Annotated in this window: 6 protein-coding genes and 1 pseudogene; 3 read left to right on the top strand and 4 right to left on the bottom strand. The window is 68.7% G+C overall.

Annotation, left to right across the window (positions count from 1 at the left end):
- Positions 1 to 92: 92 nt before the first annotated feature.
- From AC08OO_RS06445 to AC08OO_RS06435, 3 genes and pseudogenes are all read left to right on the top strand, one after another.
- Positions 93 to 308 (top strand): hypothetical protein, encoded by a 216-nt coding sequence (locus AC08OO_RS06445; protein ID WP_476609353.1) that lies wholly within the window; start codon positions 93 to 95, stop codon positions 306 to 308.
- Positions 305 to 751: pseudogene (locus tag AC08OO_RS06440) on the top strand (recombinase family protein); the annotation flags it as partial. The gene AC08OO_RS06445 and the pseudogene AC08OO_RS06440, both read left to right, overlap by 4 nt.
- A gap of 163 nt (positions 752 to 914) precedes the next feature.
- Complete coding sequence (locus AC08OO_RS06435; protein WP_476609352.1) at positions 915 to 1,874, top strand: recombinase family protein; 960 nt, start codon at positions 915 to 917, stop codon at positions 1,872 to 1,874.
- Positions 1,875 to 2,087: 213 nt separating this feature from the next.
- Here AC08OO_RS06435 and AC08OO_RS06430 read toward each other — a convergent pair whose 3' ends face one another.
- From AC08OO_RS06430 to AC08OO_RS06415, 4 genes are all read right to left on the bottom strand, one after another.
- A complete protein-coding gene (locus tag AC08OO_RS06430) occupies positions 2,088 to 3,359 on the bottom strand; it encodes an IS4 family transposase (RefSeq protein WP_476609351.1) in 1,272 nt (423 codons plus the stop codon).
- 568 nt (positions 3,360 to 3,927) lie between these two features.
- Positions 3,928 to 4,707, bottom strand: coding sequence for a PIG-L deacetylase family protein (locus tag AC08OO_RS06425; protein WP_476609350.1), 780 nt, complete (start codon positions 4,705 to 4,707; stop codon positions 3,928 to 3,930).
- Entirely contained in the window at positions 4,704 to 5,870 is a 1,167-nt protein-coding gene (locus AC08OO_RS06420; RefSeq protein WP_476609349.1) for a glycosyltransferase family 4 protein, read from the bottom strand. Before AC08OO_RS06420 ends, AC08OO_RS06425 begins: the two co-directional genes overlap by 4 nt.
- Positions 5,870 to 6,766: a glycosyltransferase gene (locus AC08OO_RS06415; RefSeq protein ID WP_476609348.1), complete on the bottom strand. Its 897-nt coding sequence runs from the start codon at positions 6,764 to 6,766 to the stop codon at positions 5,870 to 5,872. Before AC08OO_RS06415 ends, AC08OO_RS06420 begins: the two co-directional genes overlap by 1 nt.
- Positions 6,767 to 6,778: the final 12 nt, after the last annotated feature.

Genomic DNA, 6,778 nt, shown 5'->3' with positions numbered 1-6,778 from the left:
TCTGGGACTTGTCGAGGAGGCTCCCGCCGACGAGGAGGCCACGCGGGGCGACGTCCCGGTGACGGTGGGACGTTGCCGACGTCCGGGTTGGCATGGCTACGCCGCTGGGATGGGTCGACTACATCTCCCGGCTCGACGAGGGCGGGGCCATCGTCTACTACCGCCCGTTCGATCGGTCCGCGCTCACGTGCCGCGCGTGGCCGCGTGGGGAGCGGCTGACGCTCGTTCCCTGCCCGCACATCCCCAACGTCTTCGATCACTCCCACTGCGCGAAGTGCGGTCACGAACTGGGGAGCGTGGCCGCATGAGGCCCGCCATCACGCTGTGGTCGGACGCTTCGGACACGTACGGTTCGGGAGTGGTTCGCAAGCTGCGCACGATCGGCTACCGCCGGATCTCCGATGACCGTGAAGGGATCGAAGCCGGGGTCACCCGCCAGGACGAGGACATCCGGGAGCTTGCCGAACGGCGTGACGACGTCGACCTGATCGACGTGCTGACGGACAACGACCTGTCGGCCACGAAGGACTACCGGCCGGAGTTCGAACGCATCCTGGCCATGGCGCGGGCCGGGGAGATCGACGCGGTGATCGCGTGGACGTCGAACCGCTTCCTGCGCAACCGGCCCGACCGCATGCGCGTGATCGAACTGTTCAAGGCCCGCAACGTCATGCTGATACCGGTCAAGGGCACCACCATGGACTTCACCTCCGCCGACGGCCGGATGATGGCCGACATCATCTTCTCGATCGACGCAGGCGAGGCCGAGCGCACCGCGGAGCGGGTGTCTCGCGCGGGCAGCACAGCAGCGGGCAGAGCAGGGCCGCCACCACGGCGGGCCTCGGGCGTACGGCTACGGGCCGATCGTCGCCACCGACCACGCCGGCAAGCCCGTACGAGACTTCCACGCCCTCGTGCCGGACGAGGCGGCGGTTATCCGCCGCATCGCCGCCAACATCCTCGCGGGCGTGCCGTTGGGCGCCATCGCCCGCACGCTCAACGCCGAGGCGGTCCCGACCGTGACGAAGACCCACCGGGCGGCCTGCCCGAACAACGTCAAGGGCCGCCGGGCGTGGACCGACTGCCCATGCCCATACCGGGCGTGGGAGGCGACCACCCTCAAGGAGATGATGGTCAACCCGCGTCTGATCGGTATGCGCGGCTACCAGACCCGCAGCACGCGGCGCAGCACGGGAACCATCGCGGTCATGGGCCAAGCGGTGTGGCCGGCGATTCTGGACGTCGATACGTGGGAGCAGATCCGGGCGATCCTCACGGACGCCTCGCGGCGGACCAACGCCAACGCCGAGAAGCTTCGGCGCATGCTGGCGGGGTTCGTCTACTGCGCCTCGTGCGGGCACAAGCTGACCGGGAACGGCACGAACGGGAAGCGGCTGTACTGCCAGCGGCGTGACGGCCGCTGTCCGGCCAAGGTCCGAATCGGAGAAGCCTTCCTCGTCGGGCTGGTCTCCCGTGCCGTGCGGGGGCGTCTCGACGAGCTGGTTCTCCGGCCTGTGGCCATGGACGACCCGGCCGCCGCTGAGCTGGGGACGTTGGAGGCCCGCAAGAGCGCGCTGGCGGACCGGTGGGCATCCGGGAAGATGGACGATGACGCCTACGACGATGCCCACAAGGCCATCGTCCGCCAGATCCGCGCGGCTGAGGCCCGGATGCACACCAGCGCGCGACGGCGCGCCACGCTGCCCGTGGAGGGCGCCGTGGGCTGGGACGGGCTGGGCGAGGACATCGCGGCCAAGCGGGTGATCCTCACCCAACTGATCGACGGTGTGATCGTCGGCGGAAACGGGACTGTCGAGGGTGATGATGTTCAGCGTGTGCGGATCGTGTGGCGAGACCTGAACGACCCCTGGTAGCCCCAATGCCACTTCCACTAAGTCGATCAAGCTGCTAGCTGGGGTTTCGTGGGGTTGGCGAGCCTGATCGTGGGCGGGGCGTGGTGGCGGAGGCCGCGCTGGCCGGGTTTCTTGACCGGATACTGGTTGTGGCGCGCCCGGCGGACGACGCGGGGGTAGGTGCGTTCGCGGCGGGTGTTGAGCCGGGTCGGTCGGGTGATGTCGGTGGCGGTCTCACCCTGAGTGCGTGCCCGCTGGCCAGGGGGAAAAAGCCGGGTCGGTGACGACCCGGTCCCGGATGATCCTCACAGCGCGTTTGAACTTGATCCGGTCGGGGTCGATCCCGGCGGCGGTCGCGGCCTGGCAGGTCAGCGCACTGATCGCGTGGTGGGTGAGCAGGTAGCCGTAGATCTCCTGGTAGACGGTGTCGGGGTGCTTCGAGCGCAGGACCTTCCCCGGGCCGCGTAGGTAGGTCTTGAGCTGCCTGTTGCCGATCTCGTGTTCCCATCTGTGCCGATACGCCCCGGCCAGGGCGGTCGCGGTCGCCTCCCGCGGGTCACAGATCGTGGTGAGCAGGCCGATGATCTCGTGTTTCCCGTCGCCGTCGCGGTCGGGCACGTCGTACTCGACGAGACGGGCGTAGCGGGCCTTCGCCGGATCGAGTACCTCACCGGCCCGGGCCGCGGCGACGAGTGCGTCCCGCGCCTTCCCACCGATCTTCGGGTTGACTAGGACCGTCAGGTACGAGCCGTCGGACAACGCGCGTAGCGGCGGTAGCCGCAGGCTGGCCTTGACCCGCCACAGCAACGCCGCGCCGGTGTCCGCGGCGGTGCACCAGTCCGTCCAGGAGTAGAAGTTGCGGTCCGCGAGCAGAAGCCAGCGTTCAGCCAGCCGCGGGTACAGGGTGCGGGCCAGGGCCTGCTCGCTGGCGGGCTTCGCCCCACCGGCCGGGCCGAACGCGGCCAGCACCGGCGCGTGCGAGGCGCACTCGGACACGGTGACCGCGCGGACCTTCGGGAGCGCCCCCGGCGCGCCGTCACGGCCCGCGGGCAGGCCGAACGCGGCGATGTTCTCCCTGGACGCGGGCACGTCCCACTCCAGTCCGTCGATACTCATCAGCCGCCACGGGCCGAGGAACGCCCCGACCGTGTCGAGGTCCGCGACCGGCCCGGCGACCTGGCAGAACAGTTCCGCCAGCGGCGCTGAACCGAGCCGCTGGCGGGCTTTCGTCAACCCGCCCGAGGTCGGTTCCCACCGCGGCCCGACAACATCGAGATCGTCCAGGGTGGCGGCGAGCCGGCACGCGACCGCCTCGTAGTCGTCGTCCGCGAACAACGCGAGCGCCATCACGAAGTAGACCGCGACCCGCGGCGGGATCGTCGTGTCGGAACGCCGGGCACCTCTCCCGGTCGCCTCGATCGCCTCATCAACCGCGTCCCGCGAGACGAACGACGTCAGGACCCCCAACGAAATCCAGTCCGTCAGCTGGCTACCCGTGTCCGTCACAGCCCAGGATCATGCCGTCAACCCGGCAGATCCACCCGAACCGACACACCACAGCCAGCCAAGATCCAAATAGTGGAAGTGGCATTGCCGGTAGCCCACGTCACCGCAGAAAGACCCCCGGCAGACGGCGTCGGGGGCCTTCATCGTATGCCCGCTATAGCCGCAGAGAACCATGCTGGCGTGTTGAACCGTCTTCCCGACGTATCCCCCCATGGCCGACTCTGGACCGTTGGCGGGGTCGAGCGTGAAGGGGCCGAAGAGACAGTGGGAGTGTCACCGTCAGGGAAGCGCCGTCATCGTGCGGGGAAGCGCCTCCTGTGGCAGGAGGCGGCGTCATCGGGGACCGATGCAAAAGCCAGTGGCCCGGAGCGTCGGTGGTACCAGGGCGCTGACCTGCGACGCTGTGACATGCACGGTCGATGCCAGCGATCACTGGTCCACATTGACCAGTCCACTATGACTACCCCCGCTGGGCATCGCACCTGCACAGCGATCTTGAATGGCAACATGGTTGTCACATCGCGGGTGACGGCGGGGACGCGGCTACCGGACCCGCGACGAAGCACTTCTATTCTTGTTCTATCGTCCAGTAGAGTTCGCCGGCGCCATCCGCGTCGCGGGCGAGAGCATGCTCGTTGAGCGCTTCCACCCAGTCCTGTCCCTGAGGCCACAGCATCCGGACCTGGCTGGTGTAGCTCGCTATGGCGGCGTACTTCCGTGACCATGATTCAGGGGCTGGTGCTCGAACTATGGGTGTGCCCGCGACGTCCGGGCGCTCTGCCGTTGCCTCCGCAGCGTATGGGAGATCCTCCCAGGTCTCGGCCGCGATTCCGAGTCTGCCGGCCACGCTGAGGGCTGCGTCTCGTGTGGCACGGTGGTCCACGTGATGGCCGATTCCCGCGCAGGTCAGGATGCGGGTGGGTCGTAGCCGGTGGCACCGCGTCTCGATGGCTGCCTCAAGGGACGACCGTAGGTTGGGTTCGGCTGGAAGCGAGGTGTCGAACATCGCTTGGCCGTGGGTGCAGTGCCAGGCGCGGTCCGGCCGGCGTCGGTAGATCGCGTCGTGGAAGTCTGCGTGGTGGGCGTGTGCCCCCAGAATGGTGAGGGCAGCAGCGTCCTCGGCGCGCCGTATCTCGAAGGCGGTGCCGTTATGCGGCAGGCCACAGCGGTCGTGAAAATCCCGTGCCACCGGAGACAGGTCGTTGTCGGCGGGGAAACCCGCGAACAAGGTCAGGACGTGGATCTCCGTCCCGGCGCTTGCCAGCTCCGCGATCCACGCGCCTGCGGACAGCGCGGCGTCGTCGAGATGCGGAGAGACGATCAGCTGCGTGCCGTCGACACCGGTCACGCTGGCTTCCCCGCACGTTGCGGAGCATCTTTCCCGTCGAAGACAAGATCGTAGCCGCCGGCGACTGCTCGGCACATCCGGTCGAGCGTGAAATTCCGCGTATAGTGCTGGCGCCCGAGCTTGGCGAGCACGCGTGCCTTTTCTCCATTGCCGAGGAGGTCGAGAACCGCCGCGGACAAGGCCGTGGTGTCGCGCCGAGGAATCAGGACACCGGCGTTCCCGAAGTCGAGCAGGTGGGCGACGTCTCCGACGTCGGTAGCGACCACAGGTACTTCATGGGCCATGGCTTCCACAACCGTGCGTGGCGAGCCTTCGATGTCGGAGGGTTGCACCATGACGTCGAGCGCGGCGTAGATCGAGGTCGTGTCGTCCACGAGGCCGGTGAAGGTCACTCGCTGGTCGAGACCGAGTGCGACGGCGATGCTTCGGAGATGCGGCAGTTCGCTTCCTCCGCCAACGACAAGGAAATGCGCGGCAGGGCTGGCCGCCGCCACGGATCGAGCTGCCTCAAGAAAGAGGTCGAGTCTCTTCTCCTGGGACAGGCGGCCAACCGTCCCGGCCAGAAAGCAGTCTGGCGGGACGCCGAGTGTGCGCCGCAGGTGCTGACGGTTCCGGCGCAGGTCTTCCAGGCGCGAAGGGTCCGGCGGGTCGATGCCGTTGTGGACGACGATGCTGGCGGTCCGGCCCGGATGGTCGAGCTGGTGGACATGCCGGTGGGCTGTGGCGAAGGCGATGGCGGCAACGCGACCGCTGCGGCGGTCCAACGCGGACTTCAGGTGAAGCCATCGCGTCGTCTCGATCCAGCCGTGCGCCGTGACCGCGGCCGGGATGCGTCGCCACGTGCCGGTCAGCAGCCGCATGGACGCGAGGAGGTAGTTGGCCTCGTAGCCGTGGGCGTGGACGAGCGCGACGCCGTGTCTGCGGGGCAGCTCCGCCAGGCAGCGGATACCATGCGGTGGCGGCGTGGTGACGACGGGCAGACCCGCCTCACTCAGCAGGCCGAGATAGTGAGCGGTAGCTCGCGGGGCCAGGATCAGCGGTTGCCAGCTTCCTGCCCGGCGCTGCGCGACGGCGAGGTCGCGGACGTGAAGGTCGGCTCCGCCGACCGCTCCGGCCTTCTGCGGAACGATGACGTGCAGGACCCGGCGCGCTCCGCTGCTCATCAGGGTGTGACAGCCAGGTCGGGACGGCGGGTGACACCGGCCCACGAATCCCATGCTCGGGCCAGCGCATCGGCGGCCTGGTCCCAGGTGGGCAGCAGTCGCACCGCGTCCTGTGCGCATTCCTGCTGGGACCGGCGGATCTCGGCCGACGCGAGAAGGCTAAGGCAGGACTGGGCGATCGAAGAGGCGTCGTCTCGAACGAGGACCGCTCCTGCTGGTAGCTCGCCGAGGCCCTGGACGCCCACCGATGTCGTGACGACTGCCCGTCCCCGGCTGAGGGCTTCCAGGACCTTGACCTTCACGCCCCCGCCGATACGGAGAGGGCAGACGACGACCTGTGCGGCGTCCAGCCATCCGGTGAGGTCGGACATCGGGCCAGTGACCCTCACCCGCGGGTCGACACGAGCGGCCTCGACAAGCCATGCCGGCGGACCGGAGCCGGTGAAGGTGAGGGTCGTCGAAGGGCGGCTCGCCGTCACTGCCGGGAAAATCGCGGTAAGCAGCCATCTGGCCGCATCCTGGCTTGGCGGGTAGGCGAAGTTCCCGACGAACAACAGGTCGCTGACTGCCGCGTCCCTGTCCGCGCATGGGACGGGTGCGGCGTGTAGGTGATCGGCTCCGTTCGGCAGATGGTGGACCGTGGCGAACGGCGCGTGCCGACGGATCACGGCGCAGTCCTCGGGGGTGATCGCTCCGACGGCCGCCGCCGTCCGCCAGGCAAGGCGCTCCGTGTCCTGCGTCAGCGTGGCGGCGCTGCGCAGTCGTCGGCGTTCCCGGCCGCTGGTCGCGAGGTCTGCCTGCTGCCAGAGAAGAGACGATTCGATGTTGTGTTCGACGACCAGGGCACGCGAGCGGGCCGGGGGCGGGAGCAGTCCGAGCAGGTAATGCCCTTCCACGTGAACCAGACA

Source organism: Frankia sp. CeCAU1 (genome assembly GCF_977971845.1).
This window is presented reverse-complemented; position numbering and strand designations above follow the sequence as displayed.

Bases quoted from the DNA above. Each gene is read 5' to 3' on its own strand.
- AC08OO_RS06445 (WP_476609353.1), top strand. From the start codon at position 93: ATGGCTACGCCGCTGGGATGGGTCGACTACATCTCCCGGCTCGACGAG.
- AC08OO_RS06420 (WP_476609349.1), bottom strand. From the start codon at position 5,870: ATGAGCAGCGGAGCGCGCCGGGTCCTGCACGTCATCGTTCCGCAGAAG.